Genomic DNA, 24292 nt, shown 5'->3' on the forward strand with positions numbered 1-24292 from the left:
ACCCCCTTTTCCGGCCCTCGCAACGACTGAGAACTAGGACGAGATGACTACCGAGGCCATGGCACCGCCGAGCACCAAGTCGCAGGTGCTGCGTTCCTTCGACGTGACCGACTTCCCGGCCGTGAACGGCCTGGAGGAGGAGTGGCGCTTCACCCCGATCAAGCGGCTCGGCTCGCTGATCACGGCGACCGCCCTCACCGGCGCCGCGCCCGGCTACGCCCCCGGCGATCTGCCGGCCGGCATCTCGGTGGCGCAGGTCGACGCGGGCAAGGCCGAGCCGGTGCTGACGCCGTTCGACCGGATCAGCGCGCTGGCGTACGGCTCCGCGGCCGGTGTCACGCTCATCGACGTCGCACCGGAGACGGTCTCGGACACCGCGGCCGTCATCCGGGTCGTCGGGCAGGGCAGCGAGGCCGCCGCGGCGCGCACGTACGTCCGGGTCGGCAACTTCGCCAAGGTCACGATCATCCTGGAGCAGACCGGCACGGCGACTCTCGCCGACAACGTCGAGGTCGTCCTCGGCGACAGCGCCCAGCTCACCTTCGTCACGCTCGCCGAGTGGGACGCGGGCTCGGTGCAGGCCCAGCACGTCAAGTTCAAGATCGGCAAGGACTCCCGGGTGCAGCACGTCCAGGTCGCCCTCGGCGGCGACGTGGTCCGGCAGTTCACTTCCGTCGAGTACGCGGGCCGTGGCGGCGACGCCGAGCTCTGGGGCCTGTACTTCGCCGACGCCGGCCAGCACCTCGAGCACCGCCAGCTCGTCGACCACAGCGTGCCGGACTGCCGCAGCTACGTCGGCTACCGCGGCGCGCTGCAGGGCGCCTCCGCGCACACCGTGTGGGTCGGCGACGTGCTCATCCGCGCGGCGGCGACCGGCACGGAGACGTACGAGATCAACCGCAACCTGGTGCTCACCGACGGCGCCCGGGCCGACTCCGTGCCCAACCTGGAGATCGAGACCGGCGAGGTCGCCGGCGCCGGGCACGCCAGCGCCACCGGCCGCTTCGACGACGAGCAGCTGTTCTACCTGATGGCCCGCGGCATCCCCGAGTTCGAGGCCCGCAAGCTGGTCGTCCGCGGCTTCTTCGCCGAGCTGATCAACAAGATCCCGGTCGAGGAGCTGCGCGAGCGGCTCGGCGCCGCGATCGAGACCCGGCTGGCGAAGGCGGGGTCCTGACCCATGGGCTTCGAGCTTGTCGGGTCCGCCGCCGACGTGGCGAAGGGCACCGTGATCTCCGTGGAGGTCGACGGGATCGACGTCGCGGTCGTGCACGCGGACGACGACAACTACTACGCCGTACGCGACGAGTGCAGCCACCAGTCGGTCGCGCTCTCCGAGGGCGAGGTCGAGGGCTGCACGCTCGAGTGCTGGCTGCACGGTTCCCGCTTCGACCTGCGTACCGGTGAACCAACCGGCCTGCCCGCCACCGAACCGGTGGCGACCTTCCCCGTCGAGATCCGCGACGGCGACATCTACGTTTCGACGACACCGAGTAATGGAGTAGAGCCGTGAGCACCCTGGAGATCCGCGACCTGCAGGTGTCGGTCAAGCTGCCCGATGGCGAGCTGAAGCCGATCCTGGCCGGGGTCGACCTCACCGTGAAAGCGGGCGAGACCCACGCCATCATGGGCCCCAACGGCTCCGGCAAGTCCACGCTGGCGTACTCCATCGCGGGCCACCCGAAGTACGAGATCACCGGCGGCCAGGTCCTGCTCGACGGCGAGGACGTCCTCGCGATGAGCGTCGACGAGCGCGCCCGTGCCGGCCTCTTCCTCGCCATGCAGTACCCGGTCGAGGTGCCCGGCGTGTCCGTGGCCAACTTCCTGCGTACGGCGAAGACCGCGATCGACGGCGAGGCGCCGAAGCTGCGCACCTGGGCCGGCGAGCTGCGCGGCGCCATGGAGAAGCTGCAGATGGACCCGTCGTTCGCCCAGCGCAACGTGAACGAGGGCTTCTCCGGCGGGGAGAAGAAGCGCCACGAGATCATGCAGCTGGAGCTGCTCAAGCCGAAGGTGGCGATCCTCGACGAGACCGACTCCGGCCTCGACATCGACGCGCTACGCATCGTCAGCGAGGGCGTCAACCGGGTCCGCGAGACCGGCGACACTGGCCTGCTGCTGATCACCCACTACACCCGTATCCTGCGCTACATCAAGCCGGACTTCGTGCACGTCTTCGTGGCCGGCAAGATCGTTCAGGAGGGTGGCCCGGAGCTCGCCGAGCAGCTCGAGGCCGAGGGCTACGAGCGGTACGTGGCCGGCGCCCGCGCCTGACCCTTCTTGGAGACCGAGATGACCTTCGACGTGGCCCGGGTTCGAGCCGACTTCCCGATCCTGGGCCGGGAGATCAACGGGCACCCGCTGGTCTACCTGGACAGCGCCAACACCTCGCAGAAGCCGCGCCAGGTGATCGACGCCATGCGTGACCACCAGGAACGGCACAACGGCAACGTGTCGCGCTCGGTGCACACCCTGGGCACCGAGTCCACGACCGCGTACGAGGCCGCCCGCGCGAAGGTCGCCGCCTTCATCGGGGCGGCCACGCCGGACGAGGTGGTGTTCACGAAGAACTCCACCGAGGCCATCAACCTCGTGGCGTGGACGGCCGGCGAGTTCCTCTCGCTGGGCCCCGGCGACGAGATCGTCGTCTCCGAGATGGAGCACCACTCCAACCTGGTGCCCTGGCAGCTGCTGTGTCAGCGCACCGGGGCGACGCTGCGCTGGTTCGGCGTGACCGACGAGGGCCGCCTCGACGAGTCGTCGCTCGCCGAGCTGGTCAACGAGCGCACCAAGCTCGTGTCGATCGTGCACATGTCCAACATCCTCGGCACGATCAACGACCCGTCGCGGATCGTCGCCCGGGCCCACGAGGTCGGCGCGCTGGTGCTGCTCGACTGCTCCCAGTCGGTGCCGCACCTGCCGGTCGACGTCGCGGCGCTCGGCGCGGACTTCATCGCGTTCACCGGCCACAAGATGCTCGGCCCGACCGGCATCGGCGTCCTGTGGGGCCGCATGTCCGTCCTCGAGACGATGCCGCCGTTCCTGGCGGGCGGCTCGACCATCGAGACGGTCACGATGGGTGGCACCACGTTCGCCCCGCCGCCCGCGCGCTTCGAGGGCGGCACCCCGCCGATCACCGAGGCGATCGGGCTCGGCGCCGCGGTCGACTACCTGACCGCGCTGGGCATGGAGAACGTCCACCGGCACGAGCAGGAGCTCACCGCGTACGCGTTGAAGGCCCTCGCGGACGTGCCCGGCGTGCGCATCTTCGGCCCCGCCACGCCGGAAGGCCGCGGCGGCACGGTGTCGTTCGAGGTCGAGGGGGTGCACCCGCACGACGTCGGGCAGATCCTCGACGACCTCGGTGTTGAGGTACGCGTGGGACACCACTGCGCGCGCCCGGTCTGCACCCGCTTCGGGGTGCCGGCGATGACCCGCGCCTCGTTCTACCTCTACACGACCACCGACGAGATCGACGCGCTGGCGCGCGGCCTGGAGCACGTGCGGAGGGTCTTCGCCTGATGATCGACCAGCTCTACCAGGACATCATCCTGGACCACTACAAGCACCCGCACGGCCGTGGCCTGCGCGACCCGTTCCAGGGCGAGGCCCACCACGTCAACCCGACCTGCGGCGACGAGATCACCGTCCGGGTGACCTCGGACCTCTCCGACATCTCGTACGACGGGATCGGCTGCTCCATCAGCCAGGCGTCGGCGTCGGTGCTGCACGAGCTCCTCAAGGGCCGTCCGGCCCCGGAGGCCTTCCGCATCCACGAGGCCTTCCTCGAGCTCATGCAGGGCCGCGGCCAGGTCGAACCGGACGAGGACGTGCTCGGCGACGGCATCGCGTTCGCGGGCGTGGCCAAGTACCCGGCACGGGTGAAGTGCGCACTGCTGCCCTGGATGGCATTCAAGGACGCCGCGGCTCGCGCGGGTGTGGGCGTCAGCCCGGAGGTGAAGGCATGACCGACTGCACCGAACCGCGTCCGCCGTATGCGGCCGACGGCCGTGACGGTGAGGGCCGGGAGGGCATGCCCAAGGAGGGACGAGCATGACCGACAGGACCATCGAAGAGATCGCTTCGGACGCGGCCGATACGGCCGGTCCCGACGACGCGACGTCGCCGGAATCCTCCGCCGTCGCGGCGCCGGAGGCGGCGACCGACGCAGCCCCGGCCCCGACCGGTGGCGCTGTCTCCAAGGCGAGCGTCGCCGACGTCGAGGAGGCGATGAAGGACGTCGTCGACCCCGAGCTCGGCATCAACGTGGTCGACCTCGGTCTCGTCTACGACACCCACGTCGACGACGACAACGTGGCCACCCTCGACATGACGCTCACCTCGGCGGCCTGCCCGCTGACCGACGTGATCGAGGACCAGACCCGCCAGGCCCTGACCACCGGCCCGGGCGGCGGCCTGGTCAAGGACTTCCGGATCAACTGGGTCTGGCTCCCGCCGTGGGGCCCGGACAAGATCACCGACGACGGCCGCGAGCAGCTGCGGGCGCTGGGCTTCAACGTCTGATCACCGTACGTGCCGAAAGCCGCCGGGTCCCGGACCTGGCGGCTTTCGCGTCCCGCCCGGCCACTTCGGGCCGTTCCTGTCGGGGCCGGGTGGTAGACAACGGGCATGACACGGACGCTGCCGTACGCCGACCTGCTGGAGCTCATCGACGAGCGGGCGACCGCCTTCCGCGAGGCCGTCGCCGTGACCGACCTCGGAACCCGGGTGCCGGGCTGCCCCGACTGGACCGTCCGTGACCTGGTCGCCCACCTTGGCGAGGTGCACCGCTTCTGGGCGGCGACGGTCGCGGCGGGTCCGTCCGACGACCCACCGTCCGCCGAGACGATCGGCGACCGGACACCCCAGGGCGACCTGCTCACCTGGTCCGCGGAGTCGGCCCGGATGCTGCTGGACGCCCTCCGCGCCGCCGACCCGGACGAGGGCTGCTGGACCTGGTGGGGCGCCTCGGACGCGCCGATGACGGTCAAGGCGGTGGCGCGGCACCAGGTCCAGGAGGCGGCGGTCCACGCGTACGACGCCCAGGAGGCCGCCGGCAGGCCCGAGCCCCTCCCGGCCGCCATCGCCGTCGACGCGGTGCCGGAATTCCTCGAGGTCAGCCTCGGCAGCCTCGGCCCGTGGCCGAACCGCCCCGCCCGGATCGCCTTCTCGGCGGTGGAGGGCCCCACCTGGCTCCTCGACCTCACCCCGCAGGGCGCCACGGCCGACCCCGCCCCCAGCGGTGACCCGGTGGCCACCGTCCAGGCGTCGGCCAGCGACCTGCTGCTCGTGCTGTTCAAGCGGATCGGCCCGGAGTCGGCGACGATCGCGGGCGACCGTACGGCGGTCGACGAGCTGCTGTCGTGGATCGACAACGCCTGACCGAACCTCGCTCCGACGACCCGAAGCCGGCCGTCCAGGCCGCCGCAGTGGTTCCGGCCCGGCCTTGCCGGGGCCCAGATGCTCAACACGATGGTCCCGGCCGCCGATAATCCGGCGCGATCCTGCAGGGCCGATAATCCGGCGCGATCCTCAAGGAGCGGTGGTCCGGCGCGATCCTGCGGGAGCGGTGGTCCGGCGCGGTCCGGCGGTGGCCGGGCGCGGTCTCGCGGCGTGATCGTCCGGAGCGGTTTCACCGTCCCCGTGCGGTCACTGCCGCGGTCGCCCTGAGCGAGCCCGCCGTTCGGGCCGTCGCCGCGACCTGGCCTGTCGTCCGGCTGTTGCTGCGGCGGGCCGGCTTGTCGTCCACACCGTCGCCGCGATGGGCGGAAGGCGCTCGTCGCGGGAATCCCGGACCGTCACAGGTGCTTGGTGGCCTCCCGCACGGACAAGGGCGACAAAATGCCGCGATTGCCCGACACGAACTCGCGCACCGCGTCCGGATCGGTGCGGGCGTAGTGACGCAGCGCCCAGCCGATGGCCTTCCGGACGAAGAAGTCGGGATGCTCTGCCTGCCGTGCGCAATACCCGAACAGCCGCTCGGTGTCCGTCTCCCCGCCGTAGTGCAACTGATGGAGCAACGCCGTACGGACGAGCCAGAGGTTGTCATCCTCCGCCCAAGCGTCCATCTCCGCGCCGAGCTGCGGATGCCGCCGGACCAGGCCGCCCACGAAGCGGGTGGCGAGCGGGTCCACGGTGTCCCACCAGGACTTCGTCGTGATCAGCGTCCTGGCCGTGTCCAGAAACCCGGGGCCGGGAACGCGCACGTTGGCGCGCAGCCAGTCGCAGGCGAAGTACTGGTACTCCCGTTCGTCCCGGTCCCAGCACGCCAGCGCCACCGCCCGGAGGTCGTCCTCACCCGGCTTCGGCAGCCCGGCCACCACGGTTCGGGCGAGCGCACGCTGGGTGGGCGCCGGGAAGCCGAGGAACGAGAATTGGTTCCGCATGTACGCGGCGGCCTGCACGGCCCGTTCAGGATCGCGGGCGCCCTCGTACAGCGGGACCAGCCGGTCCATCACCTCGTCGGCCAGCGGTCCGCTCATGCCCGGGATCATGCCATCGCCGTACGACGAAATGCCGACGTGAACGCCTCGCCCTTCGGTCTCGGGGTGGTTGCCCGCGCGTCGAGGCCGGTCGCCGTACGCTGATGCGTCATGAGCGCACGACCGGCAGCCGGGGGAGGACGGTGGGTCGACGTGCCCCCGGAGCGGCTCGAGCGTTGGCTGGAGAACTTCGCCTCCCGGCACGGCGGCTGCGTCTCCGAAGGGCTGACGCTGACCGGTACGGACGGGGCCACGGCCGAGTTGTCCCCGCCTCCGGGCGCGCCGCCGGTCACGGACCTGGCCGGCCTGCGGCAGGCCGTGCAGCAGCCGCGCCGTCTCGGGTTGCTGCTCGCCCGCAAGGGAGCCGTGGCGGTAGGGGTCGCCGAGGGCCCCGAGGTGGTGACGTCCAAGGTGGACACTCACTATGTGCAGGGCCGTACCGCCGCGGGTGGTTGGTCCCAGCAGCGCTTCGCGCGGCGGCGGGACAACCAGGCCAAGGCGGCCGCCGCGGACGGCGCGGCCATCGTCGAGCGCCTCCTCCTCCCGGAGGTGCGGGCGCTGGCGGCCCTGGTCACCGGTGGCGACCGTACGGCGGTGGACGCGATCCTCGCGGCCCCTCGGCTGGCCGTGCTGGCGCCGCTGCGCCACGAGCGTTTCCTCGACGTGCCCGAGCCGCGTCGCGCCGTGCTCGACGAGGCGGTCGCGCTGGCCCGGGCCGTACGCATCCTCGTGCGGGACCCGGCGCCCGCGGCGGGCTGACCAGCGGCGCGTCACCCGGACGCCGCTCCTGTGGATAAGTCGGGGAGCCCTCCGAACCCGCGGATAGGGTTCTGGCGTGGACATCGTTGCGGAGCTGATCCTCATCCGGCACGGGCAGAGCACCTCGAATGTGGCCTTCCCCGAGGCCGACGCCGCAGGCCGAGCCGACTCGGGTCTCACCGGGCGCGACGCGGACGTCGAGCTGACCGACCTGGGCGTCAAACAGGCCGAGGCGGTCGGCGGGTGGCTCGCCGCTCTTTCCCCCGGCCGGGTGCCCGAGGTGGTCGTCACATCGCCGTACAGGCGGGCGCGGCAGACGTGGCGGATCGCGGCGGAAGTCTCCGGGCTGGGCCTGCCCGAACCGGCCACCGACGACCGGCTGGTGGACCGGCTCATGGGCGACCTGGAGATGATGACCCGGACCGCGATCACGGAACGCTATCCGGACGAGCACGGCCGTTCCGAGCAGGCCGGCGCTTACCACTACCGGCCGCCGAACGGCGAGTCGTTCGGCGACATCGCGGAGCGCCTCGACGCATTCCTCACCGACCTCAACCGCGACCACGCCGGCCTGCGGGTGGCGGTGGTGGCCCACGACGCGGTCGTGCTGATGATGCGATACGTGATCGAGGGCCTCGACTGGGACGCCCTGGCCGCGGTCGAGCGCGAGGGCCGCGTCCTGAACGCCTCGATCACCCGCTTCGAGGGCACCTCCGGCCGGCTCGTCCTCGACCGCTACAACGCCGTCGACCACCTCCCCGCCTGACCGGTCCGTCCCGGAGGGGGACCGGATCGTCGTCAGGCGGGGCGAGGCGCTGTGAAGCGCCGACCACCATAAACCGAGGAACGATTCCACGGGCGACCAGGCCGGACCTGGATTCGGCCGGCGGACGACCTGCGCCGGCCTCGGGCCGATCTGCCCGGACGGGTACGGGGCGGGACGCGGGAGCAAGGCGGCCGGCTCACACCAGCAGGGCGACGGCCAGGGCCGCGATCACCGCGCTGGACACCAGGGCCGTGATCAGTCTGGAGCGGTCGCTCGTCAGGAAGCGGCCGATCAGCGATCCGCTTCCCGCGATCAGCAGTTGCCAGCTGGCCGACGCCAGGAACGCGCCCGCGACGAACCAGGCTCCACCACCCTGTCCGCCGCGGCCCAGGACCAGGGCGGCGAAGTACACGACCGTGGCCGGGTTGAGGAGGGTGAGGCCGAGGATGCCGAGGTACGCCGCCGCCGGTGTGGTGCGGTCCGTTTCGCGGGTGGTGGCCGGTCTCGTCAGCGCCGACCAGGTGGTATGGGCCGCCAACAGCAGAAGGACGGCGGCTGCGGCCCAGCGGAGGGGGGTGGCTATCGGGGTGATCGCGCCGGTGAGGGCGGCGCCGCCGAGGACCGCGACCGAGGCGTAGATGCCGTCGGCGGTGGCCGCGCCCAGGCCGGCCGCGGCGCCGACCCGCAGCGAGGCGCGGGCGCTGAGGCCCGCGATGAGCACCGCGATCGCACCGACGGGCACGGCGACGCCATAACCGGCGATCACGCCGGCCAGGAAGGCGCTCATGACCCGAGCGCCGCGTTTGGTCCGAGCCCCGCGTTCGGGCGAAGGGCTGCGTTGGGTTCCAGCGCCGCGTTGGGGTGGAGGGCCGCGTTGCGGTGGAGGGCCGCGTTGGGGCGGGGTGCCGCGTTGGGTTCGAGCGCCTCGTCTGTCCCGAGTGGCCGCTCTGACTTGAGCGCCCGGTCTGGCCCCAGCGCCCGGTCTGTCCCGAGTGGCCGCTCTGACTTGAGCGCCCGGTCTGGCCCCAGCGCCCGGTCTGGCCCCAGCGCCCGGTCTGGGCTGAGCGCTGCGGTTGGCCTGAGCATCCGGTTTGGCTCGAGTGCCGCGGTCCGCTTGAGCGCGTTCGGCCCGAGCGGCTTCGGCCCGAGCGGCGTCGGCCCGAGCGGCGTCGGCCCGAGCGGCGTCGGCCCGAGCGGCGTCGGCCCGAGTGACGCGACGCCCGAACCGGCGATCACGCCGGGCGGGAAGGGGCTCACGACATCGGCACGGCGACGCCGTACCCGGCCGGCCGGGAGGGCGCTCATGACGCGGGTGTGGGGACCGCCCGGCCGCCGGGGACACGCTGCTGTCGCGCGGCCCGGGTGGGCGCGGCGGCGGCAGGGGTCTTCGGCAGCTTCGCGGCAGTCACGCGCTCATGGTGGGCCCGGCCGCGACAGTGGACAACGGGTTTTTCCACTCACGCAGAATGAAGGGGCCAGGGCCGGCGCATGCTGGGCCCCGGCCCCGGCCTCGACGGGAGTTGCGGTCAGCACCACCCACCGAGATACGACAGACGGCTTTTGATCGTGATCTAGGAAACCGCGCCGGCGGCGAACGTGTCGCAGTCCTTCGGCGAGCCGCTCTCGTAGCCCTGGCGGAACCATTGCTGGCGCTGCGCGCTCGTGCCGTGGGTGAATTCGGCCGGGTTGACCGAGCCGCCGCTGCGCTGCTGGAGGGTGTCGTCGCCGATCTTGCTGGCGGTGTCGAGGCCCTCCTGGATGTCCTGGTCGGTGATGCTCTTGATCAGCTTCACGCCGCCGGCGTCGGTGCCGGTGGCGTTCTTGGCCCAGACGCCCGCGTAGCAGTCGGCCTGCAGTTCCAGCTTGACCGACAGCTTGTTCGCGTCGGACGGGTTGCGTTCCTGCTCGCGGCGCATCGCGGCTTCGGTGCCCGCCAGGTCCTGGATGTGGTGGCCGTATTCGTGCGCGAGCACGTACGGCTGGGCGAACTCGCCCGGGGCGCCGAGCTGGTCGGCCAGCAGGCGGTAGAACGTGAGGTCGATGTAGACGCGGTCGTCGGCCGGGCAGTAGAACGGGCCGGTGCCGGAGTCCGCGGCGCCGCAGCCGGTGCGGACCCGGTTGGAGAAGAAGACCGTCTTCGACGGTTTGTACGGGTCGCCGAAGTTCTGCGGGAACGCGTCGGCCCAGTAGTCCTGGATCGAGTTGACGAACAGCGCGTTGCGGCAGTCCAGTTGCTTGATCGCGTCGGACTGCGAGCATTCCTGCCGCAGCTTCGTGTTGTCGCCGGCCTGCGGTTCGCCGCCACCGCCGCTGAGGTTGTTGATGCCGAAGTAGCCGCCCACCAAAGCGATCAGCACGGTCACGATGATGCCGGTCAGGCCGCCGCCGCCGATGGGGAGGCCTCCGATGCCGCCACCGCCGCCACCTGCGGAACGCTGGTCGTCGATCTGGCTCGTGTCGATCCTGGCGTTCTCGTTGAGTTCCATTCTCGTCCTCCCGGCCCGAGGCCCGCGCGCTCGGCGTGCCGCCCGTGTACCCGATGATCTTGCGCCTTAATCGGGTTGGGAACCCGCCCGGGGCGCCCGGTACACTTGCCCGGTGCTGCTCTGCGAAGGCTGACCTGCCCCGCGCCGACCGCGTCACTCACCGGCCGGCGCTTCCGTGTGCCCTGAGCCAGCCTTCTTCCCGAGAGCGAGCTTCTTCATGATCACCGCCACCGGACTCGAACTTCGCGCCGGCGCCCGGATCCTGCTGTCCCCGACCACGCTGCGCGTGCAGCCCGGCGACCGGATCGGCCTGGTCGGCCGTAACGGCGCGGGGAAGACCACGACGCTCAAGGTTCTGGCCGGCGAGGGCCAGCCGTATGCGGGTGAGGTCAGCCGGACGAGTGAGGTCGGCTATCTGCCCCAGGATCCCCGGACGGGCGACCTGAACGTCACCGCGCGCGACCGGGTGCTCTCCGCCCGCGGGCTCGACACGATCCTCGCCGAGATGCAGAAGCTCGAGGTCAAGCTCGAGGAGAGCTCCGACGAGAAGCTCATCCGCCGGTACGGCCAGCTGGAGGACCAGTTCGCCAGCCTCGGCGGGTACGCGGCCGAGGCTGAGGCCGCCCGGATCTGCGCCAACCTGGGGCTGCCCGACCGGGCGCTCGCCCAGACGATCGGCACGCTCTCCGGCGGTCAGCGCCGCCGGATCGAGCTGGCCCGCATCCTGTTCGCCAACTCCGGGCAGAACGGCAAGGGCATCCTGCTCCTCGACGAGCCGACCAACCACCTCGACGCCGACTCGATCGCGTGGCTGCGCGGGTACATGGCCCAGCACAAGGGCGGCCTCGTCGTGATCAGCCACGACGTGTCGCTGCTCGAGGCGGCCGTCAACAAGGTCTGGTACCTCGACGCCAACCGGGCCGTCGCCGACGTCTACAACGTGGGCTGGAAGACCTACCTCGAACAGCGCGAGACCGACGAGCGCCGGCGCCGCCGCGAGCGCGCCAACGCGGAGAAGAAGGCCGGCGCCCTGATGGCGCAGGCCGACAAGATGCGGGCCAAGGCGACGAAGACCGTCGCCGCGCAGAACATGGCCCGCCGCGCGGAGAAGCTGCTCGGCGGCCTCGAAGAGGTACGCGTCTCCGACAAGGTCGCGAAGGTGCGGTTCCCGAGCCCGGCGCCCTGCGGCAAGACCCCGCTGACCGCGTCGGGGCTGTCGAAGTCGTACGGCTCCCTCGAGATCTTCACCGACGTGGACGTGGCGGTTGACCGCGGCTCCCGGGTGGCGATCCTCGGCCTCAACGGCGCGGGCAAGACCACGCTGCTGCGCATTCTGGGCGGTCTGCTGACGCCCGACACCGGAGAGGTGCGCCCGGGGCACGGCCTGCGGCTCGGCTACTACGCCCAGGAGCACGAGACCCTGGACGTGGACCGCACGATCCTCGAGCACATGCGCAGCGCCGCCGCAGAGCAGACCGACACGGAGCTGCGGAAGATCCTGGGCGCGTTCCTGTTCTCCGGCGACGACGTCGAGAAGCCGGCCGGGGTGCTCTCCGGTGGCGAGAAGACCCGGCTGGCGCTGGCCACGCTGGTCTGCTCGGGCGCGAACGTGCTGCTGCTCGACGAGCCGACCAACAACCTCGACCCGGTGAGCCGCGAGCAGGTGCTCGACGCCATCGCCAACTACCCGGGCGCGATCGTGCTGGTCACCCACGATGCGGGGGCCGTGCAGGCGCTCAAGCCGGACCGGGCGATCCTGCTGCCGGACGGGGACGAGGACGCCTGGAGCGACGACCTGCTGGAGCTGGTCGAGCTGGCCTGATCCGCCGGGGGTGGTCCTGCTCCGGGCGGGCGCCGGGCCGGGCCGGGCGGCGGTGACTCGCGGGGCCGCCGGGCGGGGGGTGACCCGCGGGGCCGCCGGGCGGGGGGTGACCCGCGGGGCCGGCGGCGGGCGGCGGTGACCGGCGGGCTGCGGGCCGGGTTCGACCCGCGTGCCGGCCCGGTGGGCTAGATCGAGGATCAAGGGCATCGTCGGTTGTCAACTGGTGCCCACACAGACAGTGCGACATCTGAGGATTCAGCGGTGCTCCCACCGGCCTCTCCCGCTGCCTCCGATGCCTGCCCACGCGCCCGCGGGCCCTGTGGATCACGTCCCAGGGTGAACGGCGGGTAGACACACAGTGACATCGTTGTCCGGTCCCAGGCTAGATGATGTTTGCGCAGCTCATCGGCCCTTGATCGGGGGGTCGATCCGCCGTCCGGGAGTGCCGCGGCGGCTCCGGCAAAACGTTTCACCAGCGCGTGGCGCGTGGCCGGCGTCGTCCGTCAGGCAAGTGTCTGACATTGATGCCGGTGGTCATCGTCGGGTTCCTGACAGTGATAAATGGGCACGCTGGCTAAGCCGAGATACCTAGCGCATGATCGTTGGAGGCGGTCTAATAGGTGGGACCGTATCGAACCGCACAGTCTGGGACGTGAGGATTCAACATGGCAGCCACGGGCACAGCCACCAGCACTGAGAAGGGTCGTCGAATCGTGGGTAGCGAGCGCCAGACGCTCGCGAAGGACCTGGTGAAGCGCTACACCTCCGGAGAGAGCATTCGGGCGCTGGCCGCATCCACCGGACGGTCGTACGGATTCGTGCACCGCGTGCTCACCGAGTCCGGCGTGCAGCTGCGTCAGCGGGGCGGCGCCCGCCGTCGCAAGAAGGCGTGACGACCAGCGCAGGCTCCGGTTCCGAGGCCGGCGTCCGCTACGCGCAGGACGGGCCGGTCGCAACGGTGACGTTGTGCCGGCCCGATGTGCTCAATGCGCAGACGCCGGCCATGTGGTCGGAACTCGGCGACATTTCCCGGAAAATGCCGGGGGACGTGCGAGTCGTCATTGTCCGCGGTGAAGGGCGTGCTTTTTCCGCCGGACTCGACTTGTCGGTCGCGCGCGGAGACGGCGATTCTTCGCTGCCCGTCCTCGCGCGGTTGTCACCATCCGAGTGCGCGGAACGGATTGCCGGGTTCCAGGAAGCGTTCACATGGTTGCGGCGCCCGTCCCTGGTCACCATCGCGGCGGTGCAGGGCCACGCCATCGGAGCCGGTTTTCAGCTCGCTCTCAACTGCGACATGCGTGTGCTCGCCGACGACGCCCGGTTCTCGATGGCCGAGGTGACGCTCGGACTCGTACCCGATCTTGGCGGCACCAAACGGCTCACCGAGCTGGTCGGGCCGTCGCGGGCCCTGGAGATCTGCATCACCGGCCGTCGGCTGGCGGCCGACGAGGCTGAGCGGATCGGCCTGGCGACAGCGGTGGTGCCCCGGGATCAGCTGGACGCGGCGGTGAGCGATCTCGCCGCGGCGGTGCTCGCGGCCGACGCGGGCGCGGTCGCGGAGATCAAGGGGCTGCTGGCGGGCGCGCAGCTGCGGTCGTACGAGGAACAAGACCGTGCCGAGCGGGAGGCCCAGACCCGGCGCCTGCGCGACATGGCCGGCCTGGAGTAAGGAGCGGATCGGAACATCCCGGTTACCTGCGAGGTTGTCGTACCCAGCGGGCAGACTGTGCCTGCCGAACGTACCGACGCCCGGAGGTGACGCATGGGACCCATGTCCGGCGGCTCCAGCTGGACCATGCTGCGCTCGATCCAGAATTCCGAGCGCGTCACCCAGCACCGACTCAGCCGCGGCACGACCCGGCGCATCCTGCGGTTCGCCCGGCCGTACCGGCGGGACATCGCGGTGTTCCTCGTCACCGTGGTGTTCGCCGCGGGCATCGGCGTCGCCACCCCGGTGCTCGCCGGCCACGTCGTCAACGCGATCACCACCGGCGGGTCCGAGGCCGCGTCGACGGTCGTCAAGCTGGCCCTGACCATCGCCGGGCTCGCCGTGGCCGACGCCTTCCTGTCCCTCGCCCAGCGGTGGTATTCGGCCCGCATCGGCGAGGGCATCATCCTCGACCTGCGCACCCGGGTGTACGACCACGTCCAGCGGATGCCGCTGCAGTTCTTCACGCGTACGCAGACCGGCGCGCTCGTCAGCCGCCTCAACAACGACGTCACCGGCGCCCAGCGGGCGTTCACCTCCACGCTGTCCGGGGTCGTCAGCAACGTGATCCAGCTCGTGCTGACCGCCGCCGTGATGTTCAGCCTCTCCTGGCAGATCACCGTCCTGTCGCTGATCCTGCTGCCGATCTTCGTGATCCCGGCTCGCCGGGTGGGCAAGCGGCTCGCCGAGATCACGCGTGAGTCGTACAACCTCGACGCCAAGATGAACGCGACGATGACCGAGCGGTTCAACGTGTCCGGCGCGCTCCTGGTCAAGCTCTTCGGCCGGCCGGAAGCCGAGGCCGCCCGCTTCGGCGAGCGCGCGCAGCGGGTCCGCGACATCGGCGTGCAGCAGGCCATGTTCTCGCGCACCTTCTTCGTCGCGATGCTGCTGGTCGCGTCGCTCGCCCAGGCATTGACGTACGGGCTGGGCGGCTGGCTCGCCGTCACGGGCAGCGTCACCGCCGGCACCGTGGTGACCCTGGCGCTGCTGCTCACCCGGCTGTACGGCCCGCTCACCGCGCTGAGCAACGTCCGCGTCGACGTGATGAGCGCACTGGTCTCTTTCGACCGGGTGTTCGAGGTGCTCGACCTGCGGCCCGGCATCGAGGAGAAGCCCGACGCGGTTGCCATCCCGGCCGGTGCGGGTCGCCTCGAGTTCCGCGACGTGCACTTCCGCTACCCCAGCGCCGACGAGGTGTCGCTGGCGACGCTGGAGGACGTGGCGGCGCTGGACCGCACGGAGAACGCTCCCGTGCTGCGCGGCGTCGACTTCACCGTCGAGCCGGGCCAGATGGTCGCGCTCGTCGGGCCGTCCGGCGCCGGCAAGTCGACGACGTCCATGCTGGTCTCCCGCGTGTACGACGTGACCGAGGGGGCGGTGCTCGTCGGCGGTGTCGACGTGCGCGACGCGACGCTGGACTCCCTGCGCGACACCATCGGCGTCGTCACCCAGGACTCGCACCTGTTCCACGAGACCATCGCCGAGAATCTGCGCTACGCGCGGCCCGGCGCCACCGAGGAGGAGATGTGGGAGGCGCTGCGCGGGGCTCAGGTCGCTGATCTCGTACGGTCGCTGCCCGACGGCCTGGAGACCGTGGTGGGGGAGCGCGGCTACCGGTTCTCCGGTGGCGAGAAGCAGCGCATCGCCATCGCGCGGCTTCTGCTCAAGCACCCGTCGATCGTCATCCTCGACGAGGCGACCGCCCACCTCGACAGCGAGTCCGAGGCGGCCGTGCAGCGGGCGCTGACCGCGGCGCTGGAGGGCCGTACGGCGCTGGTGATCGCCCACCGCCTGTCGACGGTCCGCGAGGCCGACCAGATCCTGGTCCTCGACGAGGGCCGCATCGTCGAGCGCGGCCGCCACCTGGACCTGGTCGCGGCGGGCGGGCTGTACGCGGAGCTGTACCGGACCCAGTTCGCCGACAGCGCGCCGCTGGTGCCGTCGGACCCGGAGCCGGTGATCGTGCCGGTCCCGACCCCTGTCGAGCCCTGACCGCGGCGGTCCCCGTCGGGCCACCCGCAGCGGTGAAAGGTGTCGCTGCCGGAGGCGGCGGTCCCCGGTGGGGCCGCCCGGAGCGATGGAGGGTCGGGCTGCCGGGGCGGGATACCCTGCCCGCGGTGGGCCGGACCGCGTGACCGGAGGAGTCGATGCTGGGATGACCGCAGGGCGACCGATGCCCACGCAGGACGACGTGCTCGGGTATTTCCGCACGCTGTCGAACTGGGGGCGGTGGGGCGACGACGACGAGCTCGGCACGTTGAACCACATCACCGACGACGTGCGGCTGGCGGCGGCGCGGGCCGTGCGGCACGGCAGGAGCGTGTCCTGTGCGTGGGAGGTTGCCGTACCGGACGAGATGGAGCGGTCGACGACGATCTGCCCTTGTGCCGCCGACATGCCGGGCGCCGAGAACATGCCGGTGGCCGCTTTTCACGCCGACCGGCGGTGGGGCTTCTCGTCCGAGCGGCTCGGGCTCTCGTTCCACGGGAACACCGTCACGCACGTCGACTCGCCGTGCCACATCTTCTGGGACGGCGCGATGTACAACGGGCGGTCGCACACGCTGGTCGACGCCGCGACGGGATCGGCGTGGGGGGCCGTCACGGCGGCGGCGCACGGGATCGTCACGCGTGGGGTCCTGCTGGACGTCGCGGGGGTCCGCGAGGTGCCGTGGCTGGAGCCGGGGGAGGCGGTGTTCCCCGACGATCTCGAGGAGGCCGAGCGTCGACAGGGTGTGCGGGTGCGATCCGGCGATGCCGTGCTGCTGCGTACGGGTCATGGCCGCGTCCGGCGTGAGGGCGGTGCGGGGAGCGGTTTCACGCAGGCCGGCTGGCATGCGTCCTGCCTGCCGTGGCTGCACGAGCGGGGCGTCGCGTTGATCGGCGCCGACACCCCTCAGGACGTTCAGCCGTCGGGATACGACGACGTGTTGATGCCGGTTCATGCCGTGGGCCTTGTCGCGATGGGGTTGTGGCTGCTCGACAACTGCGATCTGGAGGGGTGCGCGACGACGGCTGCCGAGCTGGGTCAGTGGGACTTCCAGCTCGCCGTCGCGCCGGTCCGGTTCGCCGGTACGTCCGGCAGCCCGGTCAACCCGATCGCCACATTCTGACCGCGTGTTCACTGCACGATGTAGACGCATCGCACGCCGGTGCGTACCGTGCGGCGCAGGTGATCGCCGACGAGCCGGTCCGCCTGGGCGACCCGCGCGATCGCCCGCCGGATGGCCTTGCCGACCGCGATGCGTGCGTTCTCCGCGCCGTCCGGGAAGTGCCGGGCCCGGCCGCCGAGGCCGGTGCCCGCGCCGAGCTGGGTGACGAGCCACTCCCGCTCCCGGCGGGCTCGCGCCGCCCGTGCCCGGTGACCGCCCGCCTCGGCGTCCTCGATCTCCCTGGTGAGCTCGGTGAGGCGCTGCCGGTAGCGCTGCACCGCGGTGCGGTCGAGGATCGGCTGGGCGACCGGATCCCGGCCCGCGCCGTCGAGGCCCGCCACGCCCGCGACCAGCTCGACCGCGCGGACCTCGACGCCGGGGTTCGCCAGGAGCACAGCGAGGTGCAGCATCCCGACGCTCTCCCGGACCACCGCGCTGCGTTCTCCGAGGGTGACCCGCCAGCTCACGCCTTCATGCGTACATGTGGCGGTCTTCGCTTCTCCGGCGCCGAGGGGAATGCCGTATTCCTGGGCCACGAGAGCGACGATCCGCCCCACGGCCTCCTGGAAAGCCGCCGCGGTGAACGTTCCTGCCGACTGTCCCATCTGATCCTCCTTCGGCCACACCCCCGGATGGGCTCAGCCACCGTGCCCGTGGCGGGCGGGGGTGCGCATCCGGGCGCGGCCCGTACTTTTTCCCCGCCTCTCGGGGGTGGGCCGCACGCAGCGCCGACGCGGGCGGCGGTCGGATATGCGTCGCTCCGGCTGTTGCGTACCTGACGTGCCCGGCCGGGCCCTCTCCGTAGCGTTTGGACCTCGTCAGCTCCGCGCCCTGCCCGGGAGAGACCGATGCGACTTCTGTGCCCGACCGTGGTCGGGCGGGCCTCCGAGATGGACGTTCTGGGCCGCCTCGTGCCGGCGGCGCGGCGAGGAACGGGCGGGACGGTGTTCCTGACCGGATCCGCCGGAATGGGCAAGACCCGCCTCGCTCTCGCCGCGCAGCGCCAGGCGAACGACCTCGGCATGGTGGTCCTGCGGGGAAGAGCCGTGCCGTCGGTGCAGTTCCGGCCGCTCACCGAGGCGCTCCTCGGTGCCGTACGGCGCGGGACGGGGCCGGACGCCGCGGAGCTGGCGCCGTACCGGTTCGCGCTGTCGAGGCTGGTCGGGGAGTGGGGGCTGCCGCGGTCACCGGACATCGACGGCCACCCGGTCCTGCTCGCCGAGGCGGTCCTGCGGCTGCTCATCAGCGTCGCCGGCGACAGCGGGTGCCTGCTGGTCCTGGAAGACCTCCACGACGCCGACACCGACACCCTCATGATCGTCGACTATCTCGCCGACAACATCGGCGACCAGCCCGTCCTGCTGCTGGGGACGATGCGGCCCGGGCCCGGTGCCGCCGACCTGGCGTACGCCGCCGAACAGCGGCACAGCGCGGTCGTGCTGGGCCTGTCCGCCCTGGACCCGCCGTCGATCCGGGAGATGAGCGCCGGCTGCCTGGGTGTCGCCCCGGCCGGCGTGCCTCCGGAGGCGTTCGAGCGGGTGCTCCGGTTGAGCGGCGGCGTCCCGTTCTTCGTCGAGGAGTTGCTCACCGCCATGGTCGCGGACGCGGTGCTCGTCCGGGGAGACAGCGGGTGGCGCGTCTCGGACGGTGCGGCGTCACCCGTACCGGCGGGGGTGCGGGCCGGGGTCGTGGCGCGTGCCCGGCGGTTGAGCCCGGCCGCGCAGCGCATGCTGATGACGGCCGCCGTCTGCGGCCAAGCGTGTCCGGGCCCGGTGCTCGGTGCCGCGGCGGGTCTCGACGCGGCCGGTCTGCGGACGGCCCTGCAGGCGGTGGTCGACGCCGATCTGCTGGTCGTGGACGGGCGTACCGGCCGATACCAGTTCCGGCACGCGCTGGTCGCCGATGCGTTGCGCGCCGCGGCCCTCCCGGAGGACCTGACGGCGGCGTCCCGCGCGGCGGCGGAGGCCATCGAGCGGACCTGCACGGGGCTGCCGCAGGAATGGTGCGTCCTCGCGGGACGGTTGTGGGAGGACGCCGGCGACCCGTCCCGGGCGGCGGCGCTGTTCCACCGGGCCGGCCGGCGCGCGGCCGATCAGGGCGCGGTGCGTACCGCCGTGGAGCTGCTGGAGCGCAGCCTGCGGCTGGCAGCCGGCGGTCCCACCGACCGTCCCGGCATCGCGGGGATCGTCGAGGCCCTGCTGGAGATGCTCGTCGCCGCCGGGGACGTGTCGCGTGTCGCGCAGCTTTCCGTGCAGGTGGACCGGCATGCCACCGCGGCGCAGCGCGCGGCCGTCCACCTGCGGGTGGCCCGCGCCGCGGTCGCGGCCGGGCGGTGGGACGCCGGCCGGCGCGAGCTCGCCAAGGTGCACAGCCTGACCGGCAGGGACGCCACCTCGGCGCTGGCGGCCGGAACCGATGTGGTGGCCGCCCAGCTCGCCGTCGCGGACGACGACGCGTACCGGCTGCACCGGGCGGAGCACCTCGCGGACCGGGCGCTGCGGGTGGCCGGCGCCGGCGCGCTGCCGGATCTGGCCTGCGAGGCGCTGGCCGTGCTGGGCGCCTGCGCCCGCGTGCACGATCTCGACCGGGCCGACGCGCTGTTCACCCGTGGTCTGGCCCTGGCCGAGCAGTACGGCCTGACCCTCTGGCGCATCCGCTTCCTGTTCCATCTCGGCGCCCACGCCGCGATCCGCCGCGCCGACCCGGGCGGACTCATCGAGGCCCGCGACGCCGCGTCGGACGCCGGGGCCGTGATCACCGCCCTGGACGGTGACGCGGAGCTGGCCGTCCTGCAGACGTGCCGCGGCGAGTACGAAGCAGCCGCCCGTGGCGCCGTACGGTGTGAGCAGGCCGCCCACCGGCTCGGTCTCGACGAGCTCCGCCTCATCGCGCTGGGGCTGCGCGTCTGCGTGGCGGCGCACCGGGGCCGGCGGGACGAGGTCACGGAGTTGCTGGCGGCGTACGACCGGTCGGGTGGCCGGCTGTGCGACTTCACGCCGGCGCTCACCGGATTCGGCCTGGCCGTGTGCTCGTTGCTGGAGGAGGACCGCGACCGCGCCGGCGCGGAGATCGCCGAAGCCGTCGCGCTGGAGTCGCATCGTCCCCCGGAGTACCTGTCGCTCAATCACGGCCTGCACCTGCTCCTGACCGTCCTCGCCGGGGAGGCCGGATGGGCGCAGTACGACTTGCTGGCCCTGTCGGCGCGCGGCCAGGCCGGCTGGAACCGGCTCTTCATGTACGTCGCAGGGGCTGTGCTGGCCGGCCGCGAGGGCGACCGCGACCTGGCGGCCCGGCTGATGGGCGACTTCGACGAGATCGCCGCCCGCTACCCGCTCGGCCGGCATCTCGGGCTGCGGCTGGCGGCGGAGGCGGCCGTGGCGGACGGCTGGGGGCGGCCCGCGCCGTGGCTTCGGCTCGCCGAGCAGTACTTCCATTCGGCAGGAGTGCCGAGTGTGGCCGATGCCTGCCGCGCGTTGCTGCGCCGGGCGGGGGAACGCGCGCCGCAGCGACGCCGGGGCGTGGACCGGATCCCCGCCTCGCTCCGGCAGGCCGGTGTCACCGTCCGCGAGTACGAGGTCCTGGCCCTGCTGGTCGACCGGCTGACCAATCAGCAGATCGGCGATCGGCTGTTCGTGTCCGCGCGCACGGTGGAGACCCATGTGACGCGGCTGCTGGCCAAGACCGGCCTCGCCGACCGTACGGCGCTGGCCGACCACGCGAGAACCCTTCCACCCCGAGGGAGCACCCGATGATCGATGTCCGAGACCGGATCCACCGCGGGCGGATGACGCCGGCCCTCCTCGTCACCGTCCTGGTGGCCGCGGTCGTGCCTGCTCTTCCCGGGGCGGCGTCGGCGCAGGCCCTGACCGGCGGTGCCCGGCAGTGGCGGTTCGTCGCGGTGCCTCCGGTGAAGGGAACCGGGCTGCTGCACGCGGTGGCTGTCCGGTCGGCGGCCGACGGGTGGGCGGTGGGGTGGACGACCCATCCCGACACCGGGGCGACCGCCGGCCTGGCCGAGCACTGGAACGGGACGAGCTGGCAGGCCGTGCCGACCCCTGCTCCGGCGGGAACCGAGCTGCAACTCTCCGATGTGGACGTCGTGCCGGGTGGCGACGCCATCGCCGTCGGCTCGGAGCGGTCGGCCGGCGTCACCGTGCCGCGCATCGAGCGCTACCCGGCGGCCGGAGGACCGGGCGAGGCGATGCCGGGGCCGGAGCCCGCTGTCCCGGGCTCCTGGCAGGGCATCGACCTCGAGTCCGCCACGGACGGATGGGCGGTCGGCCGGACCGCGCCGTCCATCCCGGGTCAACCCGTGAGGACGATGATCGCGCACTGGGACGGCGCCGGGTGGACGCGCGTACCCAGCCCGAGCCCCGGCACGCTGAGCAGCGGCTTGACCGCCGTCACGGCCGTCGGGCCCGGCGACGCCTGGGCCGTCGGGCAGGTCCGGGACACGAGCGCCCCGGCTGTCGACGAGGCCCTGGTCCTGCACTGGGACGGCGTTTCGTGGAGCCGGGTCGCCGGTCCCGCGCCGAGCCCGGACGGGACCACGCTGCTCGGGGTGGCGGCGGGTGGCCCGGGCGAGATCTGGGCGGCCGGACGCACCGGACCGGCGGAGCGGCCGCGGGCGGTGGCGCTGCGCCGTACGCCGGCGGGCTGGCAGGAGCTGCGCTCGACGCAACCGTCGGCCACCCAGTTCAGCGACGTGGCCGTCGTCGCGCCCGACGACGTCGTGCTCGCCGGGTACCGGGTTCCCTTCACCGAGGAGACCGTGAACATCGAACACTGGAGCGGGGCGGGCCTGCAGCCGGACACCGACGCCGCCGGCCCGACGGGCGACGACCACCTCGCTTCGGCGCTGAGCGGGATCGCCGCCGCCCCGGACGGCGGACGGCTGTGGGCGGTGGGCTGGGCCACGACGGTCACGCAGCCGGCCATGCAGCCGGGCACCCTGCTGTCGGACCACTGAAACCGTACGCGGCGACGCCGGCCCGCACGCCCCTCCGAGCGCCCGGACCGGCATCGCCGTACGGTTCGATCAGAAGCCGACCACCCAGCGCTGCGCCAGGGTCCCGTTGCAGCGGAAGATCTGCATGGCCGTGTTGGGCTGCGCGGTGGCGCCCGGCACGTCGACGCAGAAGCCCGTGTCGGTGAAGTGCACCCGCGACTCGATCTTCACCACGTTGGGCAGCGACGCGCCCGTGTTGAACTCCTCGTTGCTGATCGGTACGCAGGTGCCCTGCAGCAGCCGCGCGCCGTTGAACGCGCCGTCGAAGGCGTCGAAGCAGAAGCCGCTCAGCTGGTTGCGGAACTTGTAGTGGTTTGTGCCGACCTTCTCGGACTCCCATCCCTGCGCGATGCTCTCGAGCCCGGTGGTGACGCAGGGGTTCTGCACGATGGCCGCGAACTCGGCGGTCGACAGGCCGGCCGGCTCCAGGCACAGGTTGTTGCCGACGTTCCTGATGAAGGTGAAGCTGCCGCCGATCTTCGGTGAGACGGGCTGGGCGGCGGCGGCCGGGGACGCGCCGGCGCCCACGGACAGGCCCGCCATCAGCATCGCGGCGGCGGCTGCGCCCAGGATGGTACGGAACATGCGACCCATGGAACGGATCCCTTCCCTCGGTGTGCCGGGCCGGGACCTCGCCGTCCCCGTCGCCCGGGTTCACCTTGGGGGCGTGCCATCCCGTGCCATGCCCGTGCCACCGGAGTCAGTCGCGCAGGGAACCCGTCACCGGGCCCTTCGGGTCGCTCGCGATGCACCGGACGCCCCGGTCGAGGAACCAGGAGTTCTCGTCCGGGTACTGGTAGTAGACGTCGAGGGTGTCAGCCCCGTCGGGGGCATACCGGTCGAGTTCCTCGGTGCAGCGATCGTTGGCCTGCTTCTCGACCGCCTTCTCGCCCGGATAGGCGCCGCGCGGCAGGTCGAAGGTCGCGTACACCTCGCCCTTGTGTGGCCTGCCGCAGGACACCACCGGCACGCTGCTGCGGCCTTCCAGGCTGCCGAGACAGTCGCCGACCTGCAGGTCGGTGAACGACTTGCGGTTGAAGGCATCGGCCACGCCGCCGGTGAACCCGGCGCGCCCGGAGGCGTCGGCAGAGGTGTCGTCGGTGGCGACGGCAATGGCGACTCCCACGATGATGGCCGTCACCCAGCAACCCGCGAGCACGAGGCCGGTGATCGCCAGGCCCTTGCCGCGCTGGCGGCGCCGCCGGGTCTGGACGAGCCCGACGATGCCGAAGACCGTGGCGAACAGGACGCCGCCGAGGATGCCGAAGATCAGCGAGGCGATGGCGAAGCCGTTCGTGCCGGGGTGGGCCTGCTGCGGCGGGGGCGCGAAGCCCGGGGCGGGCGGGAAGGGCTGTGCGGTGTACGGGCCGGGCTGGGAGGCGTACGGCTGGGGAAGGGGCTGCTGCGTCACGGCGAGGACGCTAACAACCGGGCCGATCGACCGCTGTCCCTGAAGGTCTCGATCCGGCATCGGCAGCCTCGCGCAGCTCCGCGAACGCCGCGGCGAGCGTGTCCACGGTGTAGTGCGCGTTCAGGCCGCTCGGGTTGGGCAGCACCCAGACCGGGACGTCCGCGATCCGGTCCGGTTGCCGGCCCATCGCCGCCTTCGGGCGGGCGAAAGCCGTCCGGTACGCCGTGACGCCGAGCACCGCCAGGAACCGCGGCCGCCACCGGTCCACCAGCGCCGCGAGGATCTCGCCGCCGGCGACGAGCTCGGCGGGGGAGAGCTCGTCGGCCCGGGCCGTCGCGCGGGCCACCACGTTCGTGATCCCCAGCCCCGCTTCGGGGAGCGACCACTGCTCCGAGGGGTGCAGCCGGCTGTCGGTGAAGCCGGAACGGTGCAGGGCCGGCCAGAAGCGGTTGCCCGGGCGGGCGAAGTGATGGCCGGTCGCCGCCGAGTACAGGCTCGGGTTGATTCCCGAGAAGAGCACCCGCAGACCCGGCCCGACCAGATCCGGGATCGTCCGGCCGGCCGCCGCGGTCACCTCAGCCGGCGTGGGGCGCCGGGGAAGGGCTGCGGGGGACGAAGGGGCCGATGTCCCGGTACGCAGGGGCAGATCGGGGCCGGGCCGGGACGACATGTTCCGAGCCTATCCGCGCCGAAGGC

23 protein-coding genes are annotated in these 24292 nt (G+C 72.3%); 16 read left to right on the plus strand and 7 right to left on the minus strand.

The window, feature by feature from the left end:
• Positions 1-43 precede the first annotated feature (43 nt).
• The 7 genes from sufD to AB0K03_RS37875 all read left to right on the plus strand — a co-directional run bounded on the left by sufD (position 44) and on the right by AB0K03_RS37875 (position 5382).
• A complete protein-coding gene (gene sufD, locus AB0K03_RS37845) occupies positions 44-1177 on the plus strand; it encodes a Fe-S cluster assembly protein SufD (RefSeq protein ID WP_364695858.1) in 1134 nt (377 codons plus the stop codon).
• 3 nt (positions 1178-1180) lie between these two features.
• A complete protein-coding gene (locus AB0K03_RS37850; protein ID WP_364695860.1) occupies positions 1181-1513 on the plus strand; it encodes a non-heme iron oxygenase ferredoxin subunit in 333 nt (110 codons plus the stop codon).
• Entirely contained in the window at positions 1510-2274 is a 765-nt protein-coding gene (gene sufC / locus AB0K03_RS37855) for a Fe-S cluster assembly ATPase SufC (RefSeq protein WP_364695863.1), read from the plus strand. The genes AB0K03_RS37850 and sufC overlap by 4 nt, the downstream gene beginning before the upstream one ends.
• 18 nt (positions 2275-2292) lie before the next feature.
• On the plus strand, positions 2293-3522 hold the full coding sequence (locus AB0K03_RS37860) for a cysteine desulfurase (RefSeq protein WP_364695866.1): 1230 nt from the start codon (positions 2293-2295) through the stop codon (positions 3520-3522).
• Positions 3519-3968 (plus strand): Fe-S cluster assembly sulfur transfer protein SufU, encoded by a 450-nt coding sequence (sufU, locus tag AB0K03_RS37865; RefSeq protein ID WP_364695989.1) that lies wholly within the window; start codon positions 3519-3521, stop codon positions 3966-3968. Before AB0K03_RS37860 ends, sufU begins: the two co-directional genes overlap by 4 nt.
• 85 nt (positions 3969-4053) lie before the next feature.
• Positions 4054-4524: a metal-sulfur cluster assembly factor gene (locus tag AB0K03_RS37870; protein ID WP_364695869.1), complete on the plus strand. Its 471-nt coding sequence runs from the start codon at positions 4054-4056 to the stop codon at positions 4522-4524.
• A gap of 105 nt (positions 4525-4629) precedes the next feature.
• The gene (locus AB0K03_RS37875) at positions 4630-5382 is read left to right on the plus strand and encodes a maleylpyruvate isomerase family mycothiol-dependent enzyme (protein ID WP_364695871.1); all 753 of its coding nucleotides are present in this window, start codon (positions 4630-4632) and stop codon (positions 5380-5382) included.
• Positions 5383-5798: 416 nt separating this feature from the next.
• Here AB0K03_RS37875 and AB0K03_RS37880 read toward each other — a convergent pair whose 3' ends face one another.
• Complete coding sequence (locus AB0K03_RS37880) at positions 5799-6482, minus strand: DNA alkylation repair protein (RefSeq protein ID WP_364695874.1); 684 nt, start codon at positions 6480-6482, stop codon at positions 5799-5801.
• A 111-nt stretch (positions 6483-6593) separates the two neighbouring features.
• Here AB0K03_RS37880 and AB0K03_RS37885 point away from each other — a divergent pair, with 111 nt between their 5' ends.
• Together AB0K03_RS37885 and AB0K03_RS37890 are read left to right on the plus strand one after the other, a co-directional pair.
• Entirely contained in the window at positions 6594-7241 is a 648-nt protein-coding gene (locus tag AB0K03_RS37885) for an acVLRF1 family peptidyl-tRNA hydrolase (protein ID WP_364695877.1), read from the plus strand.
• A 76-nt stretch (positions 7242-7317) separates the two neighbouring features.
• Entirely contained in the window at positions 7318-8007 is a 690-nt protein-coding gene (locus AB0K03_RS37890; RefSeq protein WP_364695880.1) for a histidine phosphatase family protein, read from the plus strand.
• 196 nt (positions 8008-8203) lie between these two features.
• On the opposite strand, the gene AB0K03_RS37895 is transcribed toward AB0K03_RS37890, so the two are convergent.
• The gene (locus AB0K03_RS37895) at positions 8204-8794 is read right to left on the minus strand and encodes a LysE family transporter (protein WP_364695883.1); all 591 of its coding nucleotides are present in this window, start codon (positions 8792-8794) and stop codon (positions 8204-8206) included.
• Between the two features lie 784 nt (positions 8795-9578).
• A complete protein-coding gene (locus tag AB0K03_RS37900) occupies positions 9579-10493 on the minus strand; it encodes a neutral zinc metallopeptidase (RefSeq protein ID WP_364695885.1) in 915 nt (304 codons plus the stop codon).
• A 217-nt stretch (positions 10494-10710) separates the two neighbouring features.
• On the opposite strand from AB0K03_RS37900, the gene AB0K03_RS37905 reads away from it, so the two are divergent.
• The 5 genes from AB0K03_RS37905 to AB0K03_RS37925 all read left to right on the plus strand — a co-directional run bounded on the left by AB0K03_RS37905 (position 10711) and on the right by AB0K03_RS37925 (position 17138).
• Complete coding sequence (locus AB0K03_RS37905) at positions 10711-12315, plus strand: ABC-F family ATP-binding cassette domain-containing protein (RefSeq protein ID WP_364695888.1); 1605 nt, start codon at positions 10711-10713, stop codon at positions 12313-12315.
• 665 nt (positions 12316-12980) lie between these two features.
• A complete protein-coding gene (locus tag AB0K03_RS37910; protein WP_015620263.1) occupies positions 12981-13208 on the plus strand; it encodes a helix-turn-helix domain-containing protein in 228 nt (75 codons plus the stop codon).
• Positions 13205-13984: an enoyl-CoA hydratase/isomerase family protein gene (locus AB0K03_RS37915; protein ID WP_364695891.1), complete on the plus strand. Its 780-nt coding sequence runs from the start codon at positions 13205-13207 to the stop codon at positions 13982-13984. The genes AB0K03_RS37910 and AB0K03_RS37915 overlap by 4 nt, the downstream gene beginning before the upstream one ends.
• A 102-nt stretch (positions 13985-14086) precedes the next feature.
• Positions 14087-16018: an ABC transporter ATP-binding protein gene (locus AB0K03_RS37920; protein WP_364695992.1), complete on the plus strand. Its 1932-nt coding sequence runs from the start codon at positions 14087-14089 to the stop codon at positions 16016-16018.
• A gap of 163 nt (positions 16019-16181) precedes the next feature.
• The gene (locus tag AB0K03_RS37925; RefSeq protein ID WP_364695894.1) at positions 16182-17138 is read left to right on the plus strand and encodes a cyclase family protein; all 957 of its coding nucleotides are present in this window, start codon (positions 16182-16184) and stop codon (positions 17136-17138) included.
• A gap of 8 nt (positions 17139-17146) precedes the next feature.
• Here the strand turns inward: AB0K03_RS37925 and AB0K03_RS37930 are convergent, their stop codons facing one another.
• Positions 17147-17782 carry a hypothetical protein gene (locus AB0K03_RS37930; RefSeq protein WP_364695896.1) on the minus strand — a complete coding sequence of 212 codons (636 nt, stop codon included), beginning with the start codon at positions 17780-17782 and terminating at the stop codon, positions 17147-17149.
• A 243-nt stretch (positions 17783-18025) separates the two neighbouring features.
• Here AB0K03_RS37930 and AB0K03_RS37935 point away from each other — a divergent pair, with 243 nt between their 5' ends.
• A complete protein-coding gene (locus AB0K03_RS37935) occupies positions 18026-20929 on the plus strand; it encodes an AAA family ATPase (RefSeq protein WP_364695899.1) in 2904 nt (967 codons plus the stop codon).
• The gene (locus AB0K03_RS37940) at positions 20926-22146 is read left to right on the plus strand and encodes a hypothetical protein (protein WP_364695902.1); all 1221 of its coding nucleotides are present in this window, start codon (positions 20926-20928) and stop codon (positions 22144-22146) included. The genes AB0K03_RS37935 and AB0K03_RS37940 overlap by 4 nt, the downstream gene beginning before the upstream one ends.
• Positions 22147-22215: 69 nt before the next feature.
• On the opposite strand, the gene AB0K03_RS37945 is transcribed toward AB0K03_RS37940, so the two are convergent.
• From AB0K03_RS37945 to mug, 3 genes are all read right to left on the minus strand, one after another.
• Positions 22216-22770 (minus strand): RICIN domain-containing protein, encoded by a 555-nt coding sequence (locus tag AB0K03_RS37945; protein WP_364695905.1) that lies wholly within the window; start codon positions 22768-22770, stop codon positions 22216-22218.
• 115 nt (positions 22771-22885) lie between these two features.
• A complete protein-coding gene (locus AB0K03_RS37950; RefSeq protein ID WP_364695908.1) occupies positions 22886-23596 on the minus strand; it encodes a septum formation family protein in 711 nt (236 codons plus the stop codon).
• A gap of 10 nt (positions 23597-23606) precedes the next feature.
• Positions 23607-24266 carry a G/U mismatch-specific DNA glycosylase gene (gene mug, locus AB0K03_RS37955; protein ID WP_364695911.1) on the minus strand — a complete coding sequence of 220 codons (660 nt, stop codon included), beginning with the start codon at positions 24264-24266 and terminating at the stop codon, positions 23607-23609.
• Between the last annotated feature and the right edge of the window lie 26 nt (positions 24267-24292).

The sequence above is a fragment of the Actinoplanes sp. NPDC049316 genome, assembly GCF_040677315.1.
Taxonomy (GTDB): domain Bacteria; phylum Actinomycetota; class Actinomycetes; order Mycobacteriales; family Micromonosporaceae; genus Actinoplanes.

What these genes read in the sequence shown, in the direction of transcription:
- AB0K03_RS37885 (WP_364695877.1), top strand. Translation starts at nt 6,594, where the DNA reads ATGAGCGCACGACCGGCAGCCGGGGGAGGACGGTGGGTCGACGTGCCC.
- sufD (WP_364695858.1), top strand. Translation starts at nt 44, where the DNA reads ATGACTACCGAGGCCATGGCACCGCCGAGCACCAAGTCGCAGGTGCTG.
- AB0K03_RS37920 (WP_364695992.1), top strand. Translation starts at nt 14,087, where the DNA reads ATGTCCGGCGGCTCCAGCTGGACCATGCTGCGCTCGATCCAGAATTCC.
- AB0K03_RS37940 (WP_364695902.1), top strand. Translation starts at nt 20,926, where the DNA reads ATGATCGATGTCCGAGACCGGATCCACCGCGGGCGGATGACGCCGGCC.
- AB0K03_RS37910 (WP_015620263.1), top strand. Translation starts at nt 12,981, where the DNA reads ATGGCAGCCACGGGCACAGCCACCAGCACTGAGAAGGGTCGTCGAATC.
- AB0K03_RS37905 (WP_364695888.1), top strand. Translation starts at nt 10,711, where the DNA reads ATGATCACCGCCACCGGACTCGAACTTCGCGCCGGCGCCCGGATCCTG.
- AB0K03_RS37895 (WP_364695883.1), bottom strand. Translation starts at nt 8,794, where the DNA reads ATGAGCGCCTTCCTGGCCGGCGTGATCGCCGGTTATGGCGTCGCCGTG.
- AB0K03_RS37935 (WP_364695899.1), top strand. Translation starts at nt 18,026, where the DNA reads ATGCGACTTCTGTGCCCGACCGTGGTCGGGCGGGCCTCCGAGATGGAC.
- AB0K03_RS37900 (WP_364695885.1), bottom strand. Translation starts at nt 10,493, where the DNA reads ATGGAACTCAACGAGAACGCCAGGATCGACACGAGCCAGATCGACGAC.
- AB0K03_RS37925 (WP_364695894.1), top strand. Translation starts at nt 16,182, where the DNA reads ATGACCGCAGGGCGACCGATGCCCACGCAGGACGACGTGCTCGGGTAT.
- AB0K03_RS37850 (WP_364695860.1), top strand. Translation starts at nt 1,181, where the DNA reads ATGGGCTTCGAGCTTGTCGGGTCCGCCGCCGACGTGGCGAAGGGCACC.
- AB0K03_RS37870 (WP_364695869.1), top strand. Translation starts at nt 4,054, where the DNA reads ATGACCGACAGGACCATCGAAGAGATCGCTTCGGACGCGGCCGATACG.
- AB0K03_RS37860 (WP_364695866.1), top strand. Translation starts at nt 2,293, where the DNA reads ATGACCTTCGACGTGGCCCGGGTTCGAGCCGACTTCCCGATCCTGGGC.
- AB0K03_RS37945 (WP_364695905.1), bottom strand. Translation starts at nt 22,770, where the DNA reads ATGTTCCGTACCATCCTGGGCGCAGCCGCCGCCGCGATGCTGATGGCG.
- AB0K03_RS37930 (WP_364695896.1), bottom strand. Translation starts at nt 17,782, where the DNA reads ATGGGACAGTCGGCAGGAACGTTCACCGCGGCGGCTTTCCAGGAGGCC.
- mug (WP_364695911.1), bottom strand. Translation starts at nt 24,266, where the DNA reads ATGTCGTCCCGGCCCGGCCCCGATCTGCCCCTGCGTACCGGGACATCG.
- AB0K03_RS37880 (WP_364695874.1), bottom strand. Translation starts at nt 6,482, where the DNA reads ATGAGCGGACCGCTGGCCGACGAGGTGATGGACCGGCTGGTCCCGCTG.
- AB0K03_RS37875 (WP_364695871.1), top strand. Translation starts at nt 4,630, where the DNA reads ATGACACGGACGCTGCCGTACGCCGACCTGCTGGAGCTCATCGACGAG.